Here is a 14230-nt window from a genome sequence, read left to right as displayed (position 1 = left end):
AACACCGTAGGCCCCCGGCCGACGGGGGGGGGGTTGGCCCCGGTGGTGGGGGGGGCCCGCGCGCGGGGTTATCCGGTGGGTGGGGGGGGGGGGGGCGCTCCCCGCCCCCCACCGCCCGTACCCTTGCAGTATCGATATCGGGCACACGCCCGGCGGCTCGGCATCAAATAGCGGGTGCCGATGACTGGAAGGCTTCATCCATGCTGATCGCTCAGCGCCCCTCGTTGACCGAAGAGGTCGTCGACGAATTCCGCTCCCGGTTCGTGATCGAGCCGCTGGAGCCGGGCTTCGGCTACACCCTCGGCAACTCGCTCCGCCGCACGCTCCTCTCCTCGATCCCGGGTGCCGCCGTCACCTCGATCCGGATCGACGGTGTCCTGCACGAGTTCACCACCGTGCCGGGCGTCAAGGAGGACGTCACCGACCTCATCCTCAACATCAAGCAGCTGGTCGTCTCCTCGGAGCACGACGAGCCGGTCGTGATGTACCTGCGCAAGCAGGGCCCCGGTGTGGTCACCGCCGCCGACATCGCGCCCCCGGCCGGTGTCGAGGTGCACAACCCCGACCTCGTCCTGGCCACGCTGAACGGCAAGGGCAAGCTGGAGATGGAGCTGACCGTCGAGCGCGGTCGCGGCTACGTCTCCGCCGTGCAGAACAAGCAGCAGGGCCAGGAGATCGGCCGCATCCCGGTCGACTCCATCTACAGCCCGGTGCTCAAGGTCAGCTACAAGGTCGAGGCGACCCGTGTCGAGCAGCGCACCGACTTCGACAAGTTGATCGTCGACGTCGAGACCAAGCCGGCCATGCGTCCCCGTGACGCCGTGGCGTCGGCGGGCAAGACCCTCGTCGAGCTGTTCGGCCTCGCCCGCGAGCTGAACGTCGACGCCGAGGGCATCGACATGGGCCCGTCCCCGACGGACGCCGCCCTGGCGGCCGACCTCGCGCTCCCGATCGAGGAGCTCGAGCTCACCGTCCGTTCCTACAACTGCCTCAAGCGCGAGGGCATCCACTCCGTGGGTGAGCTCGTGGCGCGCTCCGAGGCCGACCTGCTCGACATCCGCAACTTCGGTGCGAAGTCGATCGACGAGGTCAAGGCGAAGCTGGCCGGCATGGGCCTGGCCCTCAAGGACAGCCCGCCCGGATTCGACCCGACCGCCGCCGCCGACGCCTTCGGCGCGGACGACGACGTCGACGCCGGCTTCGTCGAGACCGAGCAGTACTGATCTGACTGCCCCCAGGCGCCCGCTTGGGGGGCCCTGACACCGGTACCTGACACGGCCGGTGCAGAGATTGAGGAGAAACACCATGCCGAAGCCCGCCAAGGGTGCCCGTCTGGGCGGCAGCGCCGCGCACGAGCGTCTGCTTCTCGCGAACCTCGCGAAGTCGCTGTTCGAGCACGGTCGCATCACCACCACCGAGGCCAAGGCGCGCCGTCTGCGTCCGGTCGCGGAGCGCCTGATCACCAAGGCGAAGAAGGGCGACATCCACAACCGTCGCCTGGTGCTGCAGACGATCACGGACAAGAGCATCGTCCACACGCTCTTCACCGAGATCGCCCCGCGGTACGAGAACCGCCCGGGTGGCTACACCCGCATCACCAAGATCGGCAACCGTCGCGGCGACAACGCGCCGATGGCGGTCATCGAGCTGGTGGAGGCGCTGACCGTGGCCCAGCAGGCCACGGGCGAGGCGGAGGCCGCGACCAAGCGCGCGGTCAAGGAGGCCGAGGCCAAGACCGAGGCTCCGGCCGAGGCCGAGGACAAGGCCGAGGCTGCCGAGGCTCCGGCCGAGGAGTCCAAGGACGCGTAAGGCGTACTCGGACGGGCCCGCCCCCAGATTCCTGGGGGCGGGCCCGTTCCGTTTGAGGACAGGTGGAGTGACGGGTGAGTGACGAGGTGGCTCCCGGCTTGGTCCGGGTGCGGCTGGACCTGGCGTACGACGGCGCCGAGTTCTCCGGGTGGGCCAAGCAGCGCAGCCGGCGGACCGTGCAGGGCGAGCTGGAGTCGGCCCTCCAGACCGTGCTGCGGCTGCCCGACCCGGTCGAACTGACCGTGGCCGGACGCACGGACGCGGGCGTGCACGCCCGCGGACAGGTCGCGCACGTGGACCTGCCGGAGGAGGCCTGGGCGGCGGAGGGCGACAAGCTGCTGCGCCGGCTGGCCGGACGGCTGCCCTGGGACGTACGGGTGTGGAAGGTCTCGCGGGCCCCCGCGGGCTTCAACGCGCGCTTCTCCGCGATCTGGCGGCGCTACGCCTACCGGGTCGGCGACCACCAGGGCGGGGTCGACCCGCTGCTGCGCGGCCATGTGCTGTGGCACGACCGGCCGGTCGACGTCGACCTGATGAACGAAGCGGCGCGAAAGCTGCTGGGCGAGCACGACTTCGCGGCCTACTGCAAGAAGCGGGAGGGCGCGACGACCATCCGCACCCTGCTGGAACTGCACTGGGAGCGCGACCCCTCCGGCGTGGCCGTGGCGACCGTCCGCGCGGACGCGTTCTGCCACAACATGGTGCGCGCCCTGGTCGGGGCCATGCTGCTGGTCGGTGACGGACACCGCCCCGAGGGCTTCCCCGGCGAGGTGCTGGCCGGCCGCGTCCGGCACTCGGCGGTCAACGTCGTGCGGCCGCACGGCCTGACCCTGGAGGAGGTCGGCTACCCCGCGGACGAACTCCTCGCCGCCCGCAACCTCGAAGCCCGCAACCTCCGCACCCTCCCCTGCGCTCCCTCGGGGGCGAGGCACGGGGCGTGAGCGTGCTCCCTGGGGGCGCGGGGAACGGCGCGGTCAGCCCGGGCGGACCCGCCACGGACCCACGCAGGCTGGCCCGCGGGTAACCGTGCCGGGCGTGATCGGTGGGGGTGAGCATGCCCCCTCGGGGAACGAGGCGTGGCGGGCGAGCGTGCTCCCTGGGGGCGCGGGGAACGGCGCGACCAGCCCGAGCGGACCCGCGCCGGACGCACGCAGCCAGCCCACGCAGCCGTTTCCGGTCTACCGGCGACGCAGCGCCGCAACCACCTGCGCCAGCACGTACGCCGCGCCCAGTGACGTCACCACGAGCGGGATCGTCCGCACGTGCCCGTGGAAGGCGCTGTACCAGGTGAACGCGGCGCCCGGCAGCAGGAACAACAGGTAGAGCGCGCGCAGCAGCCACCAGCCGTGGGGCAGCCGGACGGGGGTGCCCGGCGCGGGGAACGCCAGGGCGCTCTCGTCCGCGGTGAGCGAGTCCTTGACGCCGGTCAGGAAGCCCCGCTGGGCCAGTATCCGCGCGCCGGGCAGCCCGTCGAGGACGCCCGGATGGTCCCCGAAGCCTTCCGGGAGGGCCGGCAGGCCCAGTGCCGCGGCGGTGTCCGCGAGCCGCCGTGCGGGGGCGTCCGTGCCGCGCAGCAGGGATGTCAGGGGCCGCGGGTCCGGTATCCCGAAGGCGGCCGCGAGCGCCGCGGCGGTGGAGCCGGCCCTGTCGAGGGAGGGGACGGGCGCGCCGGGTGCCCATTCGTGGGCGGCCAGTCTCCTGCCGCGGGAGGAGAGCGTGATCCCGTAGCGGTCGCCGGACCTCTGGAGGACGACGGCCGGCCACTTCTCGCCCGCCGTGAACAGGTCGACCACGCCCGCGAGACTGCCCTCGCCGGTCAGTTCCACATACGTGAAGCGCCCACCGGCGGGCGCCAGCCGCAGCCCCGCGCGGCAGAGCAGCGCGGCCTGGGCGACGGCGGGCAGCGGCGCAGCGGCCACCGCGAGGGCGCGCGGCGCCCACTCCGGCGGACTGGCCGGGGCCGGCGGCCGCGGCGGGGCGTGGAAGAAGCGGGTCCGGATGGCGACCTGCATGCGCACGCCGGTGCGGAAGTCCAGGAATTCCTGGCGCGGGTCGGCGCCCAGGTAGGCCCAGGGGAGGCTGGTGGCGTGGACGCCGATGTCCCGGAAGACGGCCAGCGCCTCGTCCCAGCGGCTCGTCCGGAGCAGCATGAGGGCGAGGTGGTTGCGGAAGCCCGCGGCCTCCGGGTCGCCGGGTTCGTACCAGGTGGACAGCTCCAGGGCGCGGTCGACGGCGGCGGCGATGCGGGCCGGGTCGATGACGTCCTCGCCGTCGTCGGGGGCGCCGCCGGCGACGATGTCGTACTCGACGGCGGCCAGCAGCGGCAGGGAGTTGATCAACGAGCCGGGCAGCGCCTCCTCGGCGGCCTGCTCGGCGAAGTCGAACATCTCCTCGTGGGAGCCGTACCACTTCGCGCACAGGTACTGCATCGCGGTGGCGTGGCAGCCGTAGTGGTGGGGGGAGCGTTCGACGGCCTCGGACCAGTACGCGTCGAAGATCTCGCGGGAGGCCTGGATGCCGCGGGCGTGGGTGAGCGCGATGCGCCACGGCACGGGGTCGGAGGGGTTGAGCTCGGCGGCGCTGCCGATCACCGGGACGGCGTCCTTGAGCAGGGCGAAGAAGGCCTTGAACTGCTCGGGTTCGACGTCCTGGGCGCGGGCGCCGCTGCGTATCTCCCATGCCTGGAGGAGGGACAGGTCGGCCTTGACCAGGGTCGCGTCCGGGTCGGCTGGGGAGGCCGCCAGCCAGGCGTCGAGCCAGCCGGGGTTGTGCAGCGCGAACTGCGCCATCTCCGCCACGTACACGTCCCGCCGCTCCCACTCGCAGCCCAGCCGGGTCGCCGACAGCAGGTCCCGGGCCGGGGTGTGGTCGCCCGCGCCCGCCGCGGCGAGCGCGGCGCGCAGCGGGGCGCCGGGCACGTCGAGCACGACGGCCTCGTCCGGCGGCAGCCCGGCGCCGACGGCGGTGCCGTGGCGGAGCATGCGGGGGAGGGTCAGCAGCGTTCGCAAGGAGGGCATGCCGTTCCGGTCCGGGGGGCGGGGGAGGGGCGGGTCAGTTGTCCGGGGAGGCCGTGGCGGAGGTCGCCGCGGCGGCGGCCTGGGACCTTCCGCGCTGGACGATCCGGTGGAAGGCGTAGTCGGAGCCGTCCGTGCCCGCCTGCCTGGCAACGGTGTCGGAGGCGGTGACGCGTGCGTTGTTCTTCAGTCCGGCGATGGTGAAGTAGGCGTAGCGGCCCGTGGCGTTGCTGGTCGTACGGCACGAGGTGGCCCGGCAGAAGGCGCCCGCGCCGCCGCCGGGCAGCGGCTTGAGGTACCCCTCGGCCTGCGACTTGGCCCGGCCGGCCGCGGACGGGTCGCCGAAGACGGCCACACCGACGGTGACGGCGGCCCGGCCGCCGGTGTAGGTGACGCGCAGGAGCCTGCCGCAGCCGTTCCTGCGCAGCACGGCGGCGAGCTCGGCCGAGGTCGCGGAGGAGCAGTTCCCCTCCTCGGCGCCGGTCTTGGTGTACGTGCGGCCGCCCCGCACGAGCTGCCTGCCGGGGAACAGACCCGCCACCGTCAGCGGGGCGGTGTCCTTGCCCCGGTCGGAGATGTAGGCCAGCGGGTCGAGCGGCGGCGCGGAGACCCCGGAGGACGAGGGTGCCGGCGGCAGCGCCACCCCGGAGGGGGCGGACGAGCCGGCCACGGCGGTGGCGACGATCCCCGTGACGGCGGCGACGGCGGCGAGGACGCCGCCACCCGTGAGGGCGAGCCTGCGGCGCCGGGCGCGGTACCTCGCCCGCTCCGCCCGGTCCGCCAGCGCCGCCCAGTCCGGCCGCGGGGCCCGGAGGCCGGGGCCGCCGGCGAGGTCGCCGCGCAGGGCCGGGCGCTCTCCCGCGGGTGTCCGGGACGCGCTGTGCGGTCCCGGTGGCGCGGTCCGTCCCCGGTCCGGGTTGTGCGGCTGCTGCGGCCCTTCAGTCATGGCGCGGATTCTATAGAGGAGAAAACCCGTTTGGCGGCGGGCGGCCGCGCAACGAGAATCCAGGACATGGGACATGTCGACGTTGCACATCTGGAGTACTACCTGCCGGACGGGCGGGTGCTGCTCGGCGATGTCTCGTTCCGGGTGGGCGAGGGCGCCGCGGTGGCCCTCGTGGGGGCGAACGGCGCGGGCAAGACCACGCTGCTGCGCCTGATCTCGGGGGACTTGAAGCCGCACGGCGGCACGGTCACCGTCGGCGGCGGACTCGGCGTGATGCCGCAGTTCGTCGGCTCGGTACGGGACGACCGCACCGTGCGCGACCTGCTGGTGTCGGTCTCGCCGCCGCGCATCCGCGAGGCGGCCGCGGCGGTCGACGCCGCCGAGCTGGAGATCATGGCGCAGGACGACGAGGCCGCTCAGCTCGCGTACGCGCAGGCGCTGAGCGACTGGGCCGAGGCGCGCGGCTACGAGGCCGAGACGGTCTGGGACATGTGCACCATGGCCGCCCTCGGCGTCCCGTACGAGCGCGCGCAGTGGCGCGAGGTGCGGACGCTGTCGGGCGGCGAGCAGAAACGCCTCGTCCTGGAGGCGCTGCTGCGCGGCACCGACGAGGTGCTGCTGCTCGACGAGCCGGACAACTACCTGGACGTTCCCGGCAAGCGCTGGCTGGAGGAGCAGCTGCGGCAGACCCGCAAGACGGTGCTCTTCGTCTCCCACGACCGCGAACTGCTGGCCCGCTCCGCCGAGAAGATCGTCTCCGTCGAGCCGGGTCCGGCGGGGTCGGACGTGTGGGTGCACGGCAGCGGCTTCGCCACGTACCACGAGGCGCGCCGCGAGCGCTTCGCCCGCTTCGAGGAGCTGCGGCGGCGCTGGGACGAGGAGCACGCCAAGCTGAAGAAGCTGGTGCTGACACTGCGTCAGCAGGCGGCGATCAGCCCTGACATGGCGTCCCGCTACCGGGCCGCGCAGACCCGGCTGAAGAGGTTCGAGGACGCGGGCCCGCCGCAGGAGCCGCCGCGCGAGCAGGACATCCGCATGCGGCTGTCCGGCGGACGCACCGGCGTGCGCGCCGTCACCTGCGAGCGCCTGGAGCTGACCGGGCTGATGAAGCCGTTCGACCTGGAGGTCTTCTACGGCGAGCGGGTCGCGGTGCTGGGCTCGAACGGCTCCGGCAAGTCGCACTTCCTGCGGCTGCTGGCGGGGGACGCCGGGGTCCGGCACACAGGGCAGTGGAAGCTGGGCGCGCGGGTCGTGCCGGGGCACTTCGCGCAGACCCACGCGCACCCGGAGCTGCTCGGGCGCACGCTCGTCGACATCCTGTGGACGGAGCACGCCCGCGACCGGGGCAAGGCGATGTCCGCCCTGCGCCGGTACGAGCTGGACCGCCAGGGCGACCAGCGCTTCGACCAGCTGTCGGGCGGGCAGCAGGCGCGCTTCCAGATCCTGCTGCTGGAGCTGTCCGGCACCACGGCGCTGCTGCTGGACGAGCCGACGGACAACCTGGACCTGGAGTCGGCGGAGGCGCTCCAGGAGGGCCTGGAGGCGTTCGACGGGACCGTGCTCGCGGTGACGCACGACCGCTGGTTCGCCCGCAGCTTCGACCGCTTCCTGGTCTTCGGGTCGGACGGGGTCGTCCGGGAGGTGCCGGAGCCGGTGTGGGACGAGACACGCGTGGCGCGGGAGCGCTAGCCGCCCGAACGGCCGGCCGAGTGGCGCGTACGCCGTGTGCGGAGGGGCCCGCACACGGCGGTCGGCGGCGCGTTTTGACCCGAACAGGGCGGCGCGGGTATTCTGCAGGTTCGTTATGCGTATTGGCTTGCTCGTTCTCACGTGAGAGGCCGCTACGCCGGTCCACCGGGCCGATGACCAGCGTTCGTCCAGCGGTTGCGTCGCCGCAGGACGACAGGGCTGTCGTGATCGTCCGGGTGGCCTTGTCAGTACCCACTCACTGAAGAAGCGAAGGCTACGACCGTGCGTACGTTCAGCCCCAAGCCCGGCGATGTCCAGCGCCAGTGGCACGTCATTGACGCGCAGGACGTCGTCCTGGGCCGACTGGCGGCCCACACCGCGTCCCTCCTCCGGGGCAAGCACAAGCCGGTGTACGCGCCTCACGTTGACACTGGTGACTTCGTCATCATCATCAACGCCGACAAGGTGCACCTGTCCGGCAACAAGAAGCAGCAGAAGCTCGCCTACCGCCACTCCGGCTTCCCCGGCGGTCTGCGCTCCGTTCGTTACGACGAGCTGCTCGACAAGAACCCGGAGAAGGCCATCGAGAAGGCCGTCCGAGGCATGCTGCCCAAGAACACCCTGGGCCGCCAGATGCTCTCGAAGCTGAAGGTCTACGCGGGTGCCGAGCACCCGCACGGCGCTCAGCAGCCGGTTCCGTTCGAGATCAGCCAGGTCGCGCAGGGCTAGTCCCGGCCACCGTCAACACAGAAAGCATCTGAGGAGAATCGTGGCCGAGACCACCGCTGAGACCCCTCTCGTCGAGGACGGCGAGATCGTGGAGACCATCGAGATCCCGGAGGAGTACACCTCCGAGTCCCTCGCATCCCGCTTCGGCGAGCCCCAGCCGGCCGCCGGCACGGGCCGCCGCAAGGAGTCCGTCGCCCGCGTCCGGATCATCCCGGGCTCCGGCAAGTGGACCATCAACGGTCGCACCCTTGAGGAGTACTTCCCCAACAAGGTGCACCAGCAGGAAGTCAACGAGCCGTTCAAGATCCTTGAGCTCGACGGCCGTTACGACGTCATCGCCCGCATCAACGGCGGCGGCATCTCCGGCCAGGCCGGTGCGCTGCGCCTGGGCGTCGCCCGTGCGCTGAACGAGGCGGACGTGGACAACAACCGCGGCCCGCTCAAGAAGGCCGGCTTCCTGACCCGCGACGCTCGCGAGATCGAGCGGAAGAAGGCCGGTCTGAAGAAGGCCCGCAAGGCGCCTCAGTACAGCAAGCGCTGATCAACCCGCGTGCTGCGCTGCGCGTACGCCCCGGAGACACTTTCTGCGTCTCCGGGGCGTACGTGTTTCGGGGGATAGTGGCGTATAACCGGACGAACGCCCGCTGGACACGGGGCGACGCACGGCAACATCTCGGAGGGAATACTGTGGGACGACTCTTCGGTACGGACGGTGTGCGCGGCGTCGCCAACGCCGATCTGACGGCCGAGCTGGCGCTCGGGCTGTCGGTCGCGGCAGCGCACGTGCTGGCCGAGGCGGGCACGTTCGAGGGCCACAGGCCGGTGGCCGTGGTGGGGCGTGATCCCCGGGCGTCCGGAGAGTTCCTGGAAGCGGCCGTGGTGGCGGGACTCGCCAGCGCGGGCGTGGACGTTCTGCGGGTGGGCGTGCTGCCGACCCCGGCTGTGGCGTATCTCACCGGTGCGCTCGGCGCGGACCTCGGCGTGATGCTCTCCGCGAGCCACAACCCGATGCCCGACAACGGCGTGAAGTTCTTCGCCCGGGGCGGCCACAAGCTCGCCGACGAGCTGGAGGACCGCATCGAGTCCGTCTACGAGGAGCACCGCACCGGCGCCCCCTGGGACCGCCCGACCGGCGCCGGCGTCGGCCGGGTCCGGGACTACGACGAGGGCTTCGACCAGTACGTCGCCCACCTGATCGGCGTGCTGCCCAACCGCCTCGACGGGCTGACGATCGTCCTGGACGAGGCGCACGGCGCGGCTGCCCGCGTCTCGCCCGAGGCCTTCGCCCGGGCCGGCGCCGAAGTGGTCACCATCGGCGCCCAGCCGGACGGCCTCAACATCAACGACGGCTGCGGCTCCACCCACATGGAACTGCTCAAGGCCGCCGTCATCGAGCACCACGCGGACCTCGGCATCGCCCACGACGGCGACGCCGACCGCTGCCTGGCCGTGGACCACCTCGGCAACGAGGTCGACGGCGACCAGATCCTGGCCGTCCTGGCGCTCGCCCTGCGCGAGGCCGACCAGCTGCGCAAGAACACCGTCGTCGGCACCGTCATGTCCAACCTGGGCTTCAAGCTCGCCATGGAGCGCGAGGGGATCGACCTGATCCAGACCGCCGTCGGCGACCGCTACGTGCTGGAGTCCATGAAGGAGCAGGGCTACGCGCTCGGCGGCGAGCAGTCCGGGCACGTGATCATCCTCGACCACGCCACCACCGGCGACGGCACCCTCACCGGCCTCATGCTGGCCGCCCGGATCAGCGCCACCGGCCGCACGCTGGCCGACCTGGCGCAGGTCATGGAGCGGCTGCCGCAGGTGCTGATCAACGTCCGCGACGTCGACAAGCACCGCGTGCACTCCTCGCCCGAGCTCACCGCCGCCGTCGCCGAGGCCGAGGCCGAGCTGGGCACCACCGGGCGCGTCCTGCTGCGCTCCTCGGGCACCGAGCCGCTGGTGCGCGTCATGGTCGAGGCCGCCGACATCGACCACGCCCGCTCGGTCGCCGGCCGGCTCGCCGACGTGGTGAAGTCCGCGCTCGGCTAGACCGCGAACGACCCCGGTCCCGTACGCCGCCTGCGCTGCACCGCCCAGAAGCCCTTCTGGGCGAGCAGCGTCAGGACGCCCGCGATGACGATGCCCGCCAGGTTCACACCCAGCTGGGCCGACGAGCCCCACAGCTCGCGGTAGTCGCCGTAGCTCAGCGCCAGGGCGGCGTTGGCGGCGGCCGGGACGGTCGTCACCGAGATCGCCACCCCGACCAGGGCCCCGGACTTGGCGGAGGTCAGCGAGAGGATGCCGGCGACCCCGGCGAGCAGCGCCACCACGAGGGAGCTCAGGTCCGGCTGCCAAATGAACTCGGTGGACGGGTGGGGCGCGGTGAAGGCCGCCTCGCTGAAGACCCCGAGCACGTCCATCAGGTAGTTGAAGCCGCCCGTGAGCACCATCGCGAGCGGGAAGCCGACCAGCAGCGCGACCAGCGAGCGCCGGGCCAGCGCGAGCCGCCCGCGTACCAGTCCGGTGCACACTCCGGCCAGCGGGCCGAACTCGGGGCCGACGACCATCGCGCCCACGATGAGGATCGCGCTGTCCAGCATCACGCCGCAGGCGGCCAGCATCGTGGCGACCGACAGGAACGCCAGGTAGGTGACGGTGAGCGTGGACTCCTCGTGCGTCGCCTCGGTCAGCGACTCCCACAGCACGGCGTCCGCGCCCTCGCCCGGTGCCTCCTGCTCGGCCTTGTCGGCCCGCCGGGAGAGCGTGAGGTCGATCTGCTCGACCGTGATCGCGCCGGTGTCGGCGATGCCGAGGCCCCGCAGACCGTGCAGCAGTTCGTCGGCGGACTCGCGGGCCACGTCGCACAGCACGACGTCGCCGCGCGGGTTGCGCGCGGCGCCGGCCAGCACGGCCACGTGGGCGGTGCCCACGGTCCGTTCCACGAGCGAGACCACCCGGTCGGTGTCGGCCTCCGGGACGATCATCCGAAGATGCAGCATGCGCGCAGGCTACCGGGCCCGGCGCCCCCCTAGAGCTTGCGCAGGGACAGCTTCTGCACCTTGTGGTCGGCGCCCTTGCGCAGCACCAGGGTGGCCCGGCCGCGGGTCGGCAGCACGTTCTCCAGCAGGTTCGGCTGGTTGATGGCGCGCCAGGTGTGCCGGCCGTACTCCATGGCCTCCTCCTCGGAGACCTCGGTGTACCGGTGGAAGTACGACCGCGGGTTCTGGAAGGCGGTCTCGCGCAGCTTGCGGAAGCGCGCCAGGTACCACTGCTCGATGTCCTCGGTGCGCGCGTCCACGTACACGCTGAAGTCGAAGTAGTCGGCCAGTGCCACACGCGTGCGGCCGTCCTTGCCGGGCAGGGCCGGCTGGAGGACGTTGAGCCCCTCGACGATGAGGATGTCCGGGCGCCGGACCACCAGCTCCTCACCGGGCACGATGTCGTAGATCAGGTGGGAGTAGACCGGTGCCCGCACCTCGTCCTTGCCGGCCTTCACATCGGCGACGAAACGCGTCAGCGCCCGCCGGTCGTACGACTCGGGGAAGCCCTTGCGGGACATCAGCCCGCGGCGCTGGAGCTCGGCCTTGGGCAGCAGGAAGCCGTCGGTGGTGACCAGTTCCACCCGCGGGTGCTCCGGCCAGCGGGCCAGCAGCGCCTGGAGGATGCGGGCGGTGGTGGACTTGCCGACCGCCACGCTGCCCGCGACCCCGATGACGAAGGGCGTGCCCGACTGGGCGCCGTGGCCGCCCGCGGAGTCGTCCAGAAAGGTGTTGACCGCGCCGCGCAGGCCGTGGGTGGCGCCGACGTACAGGTTCAGCAGCCGCGACAGCGGCAGGTAGACGTCGATCACCTCGTCCAGGTCGATGACGTCGCCGAGGCCCCGCAGCCGCTCGACCTCCTCGGCCGAGAGCGGCAGCGGGGTGCGGTCGCGCAGCGCGCTCCACTCGGCCCGGGTCAGGTCGACGTACGGGGTCGGCTCGGCGCGGCGGCGCATGGGGTGGGGCGAAGTCGTCGGCGGCACGGACTCATTGTTGCGCCGGGATGAACGGCGTTCGCGGCGGGGTCGCCCGGGGCGGCCGACATCCGCTGTCAGCCGCCTGTCGGCCCGTTGTCAGTGGGGGAGAGGACAGTGGTGCGCATCGCACGAAGACCGCAGGAACCGGCACGGGGAGGACATCGCGGATGAGTTACGCGATCCAGGCGGAGGGCCTGGTCAAACGCTTCAAGGAGACGGAGGCCCTGTCCGGCGTGGACCTGGCCGCCCGGACCGGCACCGTGCTCGGTGTGCTCGGCCCCAACGGGGCCGGCAAGACCACCGCGGTGCGCATCCTCGCCACGCTGCTGCGGCCCGACGGCGGCCGCGCCCTGGTCGGCGGGCACGACGTCGTGCGGGAGGCGGGCGCGGTGCGCGCCCTGGTCGGACTCACCGGGCAGTACGCCGCGGTGGACGAGATGCTCACCGGCCACGAGAACCTGCTGATGATCGCCCGCCTGCTCGGACTGCCCCGGCGCGAGGCCCGGGCCCGGGCGACCGGCCTGCTGGAGGACTTCCGGCTGTCGGACGCGGGCGGCAGGGCCGCCAAGACGTACTCCGGCGGCATGCGCCGCCGCCTCGACCTCGCCGCGAGCCTCGTCGGCCGGCCCCGCATCCTCTTCCTCGACGAGCCCACCACCGGCCTGGACCCGCACAGCCGCAACGAGCTGTGGGACATCGTCCGCACCCTGGTGGGGGACGGCACGACGGTGCTGCTGACCACGCAGTACCTGGAGGAGGCCGACCAGCTCGCCGACGACATCGCCGTCATCGACCGCGGCCGCGTGATCGCCGAGGGCACCCCCGACGGCCTCAAGGAGCAGGTCGGCGGCCAGGTGCTCCAGGTGCGCCCGATGAACGCCGACGACCTGCCGAAGGTGCACGCCATGGTCTCGGTGATCGCCGGCCCCGCCGCCACCGTGGAGAACGGCGCGGTCACCGCCCCCGTGAACGACCCCGAGCTGATGCCCGCCGTCGTCCGGCGGCTGGACGAGGCCGGGGTGCAGGTGGGCGAGCTCACCCTGCGCCGCTCCAGCCTCGACGAGGTGTTCCTCTCCCTGACCGGGCACCGCGCGATGGACGGCACGACGACCGACGAGGACAAGACGGAGGCGCTGGTATGACCGCCGCGACCCTGGACGTGACGCCGCCGGCCGCCAAGGTGCGGCCCTGGGACGGGCTGCAGCAGACCGGCACCCTCGCCTGGCGCAACCTGGTGCAGATCAAGCACAACCCGATGGAACTGATGGACCTCAGCGTCCAGCCCATCATGTTCGTCCTGCTGTTCACCTACGTCTTCGGCGGCCAGATGGCCGGTTCGCCGGACGCCTACCTCCAGTACGCACTCCCCGGGATCATCGTGCAGAACGCGCTGTTCGCCACGATGAACACCGCGATGGGCCTGAACATCGACCTCACCAAGGGCGTCCTGGACCGGCTGCGCTCCCTGCCCATCGCGCGCTCCGCCCCGCTCATGGGCCGCGTCGTCGCCGACCTCGGCAAACAGCTGTGGTCGCTGCTGCTGATGCTCGGCCTCGGCATGCTGATGGGCTTCGACGTGAACGGCGGCGTCCCCGGCGTGCTCGGCGCGGCGGGCCTGCTGCTGGTCTTCGCCCTGGCGATGTCGTGGATGACGCTGCTCATCGGGATGCTGGTCTCCGAGCCGGAGAAGGTGATGACCTTCGGCTTCGTCCTGGTGATGCCGCTGACCTTCACCTCCAGCGCCTTCGTGCGGGCCGACACGATGCCCGGCTGGCTCAAGGCCTGGGCCGACGTCAATCCCGTCACCCGTCTGGCCGACGCGGTGCGGGCCCTGACGACCGGTACCGACGAGGTCGCCGGCCCGGTGATGTGGTCGCTGCTGTGGGCCGCCGGAATCGCCGTGGTGTTCGTCCCCCTGGTGATGCGCGCCTACCGCGCGCGGACCTGACCGAGCGCCTCCCGGTGCCCCGGATGCCCGGCCTCCCGGGCATCCGGGCGCCCCGCTCCGGGTTCGCCGCTTAGAGTTCTCCT

The 14230-nt window shown here is 72.3% G+C and carries 13 protein-coding genes; 9 read left to right on the top strand and 4 right to left on the bottom strand.

Going from position 1 to position 14230, the window contains the following annotated elements:
• Nucleotides 1-200 precede the first annotated feature (200 nt).
• The 3 genes from ACIP64_RS35325 (at nucleotide 201) to truA (ending at nucleotide 2750) form a co-directional block, all read left to right on the top strand.
• A complete protein-coding gene (locus tag ACIP64_RS35325) occupies nucleotides 201-1223 on the top strand; it encodes a DNA-directed RNA polymerase subunit alpha (RefSeq protein ID WP_319658499.1) in 1023 nt (340 codons plus the stop codon).
• A gap of 82 nt (nucleotides 1224-1305) precedes the next feature.
• Entirely contained in the window at nucleotides 1306-1809 is a 504-nt protein-coding gene (rplQ, locus tag ACIP64_RS35320; RefSeq protein WP_401595179.1) for a 50S ribosomal protein L17, read from the top strand.
• 74 nt (nucleotides 1810-1883) lie between these two features.
• The gene (truA, locus tag ACIP64_RS35315; RefSeq protein ID WP_401595177.1) at nucleotides 1884-2750 is read left to right on the top strand and encodes a tRNA pseudouridine(38-40) synthase TruA; all 867 of its coding nucleotides are present in this window, start codon (nucleotides 1884-1886) and stop codon (nucleotides 2748-2750) included.
• Nucleotides 2751-2987: 237 nt separating this feature from the next.
• Here the strand turns inward: truA and ACIP64_RS35310 are convergent, their stop codons facing one another.
• Together ACIP64_RS35310 and ACIP64_RS35305 are read right to left on the bottom strand one after the other, a co-directional pair.
• Entirely contained in the window at nucleotides 2988-4826 is a 1839-nt protein-coding gene (locus ACIP64_RS35310) for a hypothetical protein (protein WP_401595175.1), read from the bottom strand.
• 34 nt (nucleotides 4827-4860) lie between these two features.
• The gene (locus tag ACIP64_RS35305; RefSeq protein ID WP_401595173.1) at nucleotides 4861-5769 is read right to left on the bottom strand and encodes a hypothetical protein; all 909 of its coding nucleotides are present in this window, start codon (nucleotides 5767-5769) and stop codon (nucleotides 4861-4863) included.
• 66 nt (nucleotides 5770-5835) lie between these two features.
• Here ACIP64_RS35305 and ACIP64_RS35300 point away from each other — a divergent pair, with 66 nt between their 5' ends.
• The 4 genes from ACIP64_RS35300 (at nucleotide 5836) to glmM (ending at nucleotide 10233) form a co-directional block, all read left to right on the top strand.
• On the top strand, nucleotides 5836-7458 hold the full coding sequence (locus ACIP64_RS35300) for an ATP-binding cassette domain-containing protein (protein ID WP_401595170.1): 1623 nt from the start codon (nucleotides 5836-5838) through the stop codon (nucleotides 7456-7458).
• Nucleotides 7459-7740: 282 nt separating this feature from the next.
• A complete protein-coding gene (gene rplM / locus ACIP64_RS35295) occupies nucleotides 7741-8187 on the top strand; it encodes a 50S ribosomal protein L13 (protein ID WP_401595167.1) in 447 nt (148 codons plus the stop codon).
• Nucleotides 8188-8227: 40 nt separating this feature from the next.
• Nucleotides 8228-8728: a 30S ribosomal protein S9 gene (rpsI, locus tag ACIP64_RS35290; protein ID WP_360902447.1), complete on the top strand. Its 501-nt coding sequence runs from the start codon at nucleotides 8228-8230 to the stop codon at nucleotides 8726-8728.
• Nucleotides 8729-8874: 146 nt separating this feature from the next.
• Nucleotides 8875-10233 (top strand): phosphoglucosamine mutase, encoded by a 1359-nt coding sequence (gene glmM, locus ACIP64_RS35285; protein WP_401595163.1) that lies wholly within the window; start codon nucleotides 8875-8877, stop codon nucleotides 10231-10233.
• Here the strand turns inward: glmM and ACIP64_RS35280 are convergent.
• Both ACIP64_RS35280 and coaA read right to left on the bottom strand, forming a co-directional pair.
• Complete coding sequence (locus ACIP64_RS35280; protein WP_401595160.1) at nucleotides 10230-11183, bottom strand: DUF389 domain-containing protein; 954 nt, start codon at nucleotides 11181-11183, stop codon at nucleotides 10230-10232. The genes glmM and ACIP64_RS35280 overlap by 4 nt on opposite strands.
• A 29-nt stretch (nucleotides 11184-11212) precedes the next feature.
• Nucleotides 11213-12178, bottom strand: a complete 966-nt coding sequence (gene coaA / locus ACIP64_RS35275) for a type I pantothenate kinase (RefSeq protein WP_401595197.1) — start codon at nucleotides 12176-12178, stop codon at nucleotides 11213-11215.
• 188 nt (nucleotides 12179-12366) lie between these two features.
• On the opposite strand from coaA, the gene ACIP64_RS35270 reads away from it, so the two are divergent.
• Complete coding sequence (locus ACIP64_RS35270) at nucleotides 12367-13341, top strand: ATP-binding cassette domain-containing protein (RefSeq protein ID WP_401595157.1); 975 nt, start codon at nucleotides 12367-12369, stop codon at nucleotides 13339-13341.
• Nucleotides 13338-14147, top strand: a complete 810-nt coding sequence (locus ACIP64_RS35265; RefSeq protein ID WP_401595154.1) for an ABC transporter permease — start codon at nucleotides 13338-13340, stop codon at nucleotides 14145-14147. The genes ACIP64_RS35270 and ACIP64_RS35265 overlap by 4 nt, the downstream gene beginning before the upstream one ends.
• Nucleotides 14148-14230: the final 83 nt, after the last annotated feature.

The organism is Streptomyces sp. NPDC088733, from assembly GCF_044751185.1.
Lineage (GTDB): Bacteria > Actinomycetota > Actinomycetes > Streptomycetales > Streptomycetaceae > Actinacidiphila.
Note: the sequence above shows the minus strand (reverse complement) of the source record. Positions and strands in the feature narration are given on the sequence as shown.